This is a genomic window from Pseudomonas sp. FSL R10-1339, assembly GCF_009600545.1.
Lineage (GTDB): Bacteria > Pseudomonadota > Gammaproteobacteria > Pseudomonadales > Pseudomonadaceae > Aquipseudomonas > Aquipseudomonas bubulae.
This window is the reverse complement of sequence record NZ_WIVQ01000203.1, coordinates 1-1,907: the sequence shown is the minus strand read 5'-3', so window position 1 is coordinate 1,907 and position 1,907 is coordinate 1. Positions and strand designations below refer to the sequence as shown.

Here is a 1,907-nt window from a genome sequence, read left to right as displayed (position 1 = left end):
TGTGAATTGTTTTGTTCATGAACGTTCGCAAAAAAATGGCCTTTCATCTCTTCGGGCGTTTTGTTCAGTTTTTTAAAAGCATCAAGAAGAACGTCTTTTGTGATGGCTTTCCACTGCTCTGGTGTGGGCTGATTTACACCGCTGGGAAGGGTTAAAACGAAGGATTGAGCGTAAGAGTCAACCGGACGACCACCTTTGGCCTGGGCGTTTTTGAGGTCAAGTTCTATTGCTTCTCTTGCAGCGGTTTGAATGAAGTTAGTAACATTGCCATACATGTTATGTATGGCCGATGTTTTGCCCTTATGGTTGCTATGCTCTTTATCAACCAGATAAGAGCCATACTTGATTAGTCCAGATGATTTTGAATTAACCCGTTCACTACGCACAAACCAGTTTTTGATTTTCTTAACAATTGTCATTATGATTTATTATCTTGTTATATTATATATAACATAAAATAATCATTTCCCAATTGTTAACTGCCATTTTGTTTTAATTTAAAATAGCACAACTCTACGAGTTGACGGGTTCCCCTTGCTTTTTTAGTCAGGTCTGCGACCCAACACCCGCAGGAGCAAGAGCATTCGCCTACGGCTCACTTCGCTCAACCCTACACTTCGTGCAGGGAACCCTTTCGCTCTTAAAGTCAAAAACCTTTGTTTGATTTTGCTTTTAAAGCAAGAGCAGAAGCAGACAAAAATAGAGGCTTATAATGTTGGGCACTGCCCCGGATGGGCTGGAATACGCCTTCGCCTTTGGCTCAGATGTTGCTATTTCCAGCGGTGCTGGACCCCCTACCCGTCACACCTAAAAAAAGGTGTTTCGAGCATCGTCCAAGCATCCGCTGAAAAGGGTTTCTCTCCTTTCCAGCCCATCCTAGTGCTTGTCCCCTTCTGCCATTGTGTTAGAGCACTGGCAACCCTGCTAGGCGGGACAGATTGATGGGTTTTGGGACAGTCAACGAACCGCTTGGGATGGCTACCCGGTTCGCCCTGCCTTTGCCTTCTCGACCGCCTCACAGCGGTTCGCATCTAATCGGCTTACCTGTCGCGTTGAGCAGATCCCCTTGTACGCGACTAAATTCTCCCCATGCTCCAAAGCATCATGATTTCCAAAGCATTGGGGGGAGGTTTTAAAACAAGGCGGGGGGTGGTCTTGAAAAACGGTTTACTAATGGTAAACTGAAATTACGGTAATCCCCTGCCAGGGATAAAACCTCAAGGATGGTTGATGCTTCTAACATCGAACCTTCCACACAAGGCCACCTTCAAGGTGGCCTTTATTTTTTTAACATACCATTTCAGCAGTGAAAATCAAATTTAGCGCTTGAATTTCCTTGCGACGCGCACAGGTATTTTGTGGCTCGTCTCTTCTTCTGCTAACTCGAAAAGCTCGTTAAATTGCATTATTTGTGCATCCGAGACGTTAAGCCCGGATAGCTCTTCAACTGTTTTTTTAATCCTATTCTCTTGTCGTGACTCATCTTTAATGTCGGATGTTTTAACTGCGTGCATCCACTTGATTAGTTGATTATTCAACATAAACGAAAGTTTATTTAATTTCTTTAAATCATTTATTTTCGTATCAAGCACTGTTTCTTTAATGTCGAGTTCTGAAAGTTTTTCATTGATTTTATTTTGCTGCTCTAATTGCCACCTTGGCAGTGACTTCCCAAGATTTGTGTTTAGTGGCTCATAGTCTTTGTAGTCTAACCCGCAGTGCTTCAACACTGACGCATTGAAAGATTTTTTCATCGTGCCGATTATTCCAAGTTGATTAACAGCACGCAAAGACTGACCATCGACGACTTTCGCAATTAGTATATTAAGATGTGAATTGTTTTGTTCATGAACGTTCGCAAAAAAATGGCCTTTCATCTCTTCGGGCGTTTTGTTCAGTTTTTTAAA

At 42.6% G+C, this 1,907-nt stretch carries 2 protein-coding genes; both read right to left on the bottom strand.

Annotated elements, in window-relative coordinates; all coding sequences use genetic code 11:
- On the bottom strand, positions 1-419 hold a 419-nt coding region (locus GHO03_RS24320), incomplete at its 3' end, for a hypothetical protein (RefSeq protein WP_218574328.1).
- 900 nt (positions 420-1,319) lie between these two features.
- Positions 1,320-1,907 (bottom strand): hypothetical protein (locus GHO03_RS25250; RefSeq protein ID WP_218574327.1); only part of this gene is annotated, 588 nt, incomplete at its 5' end.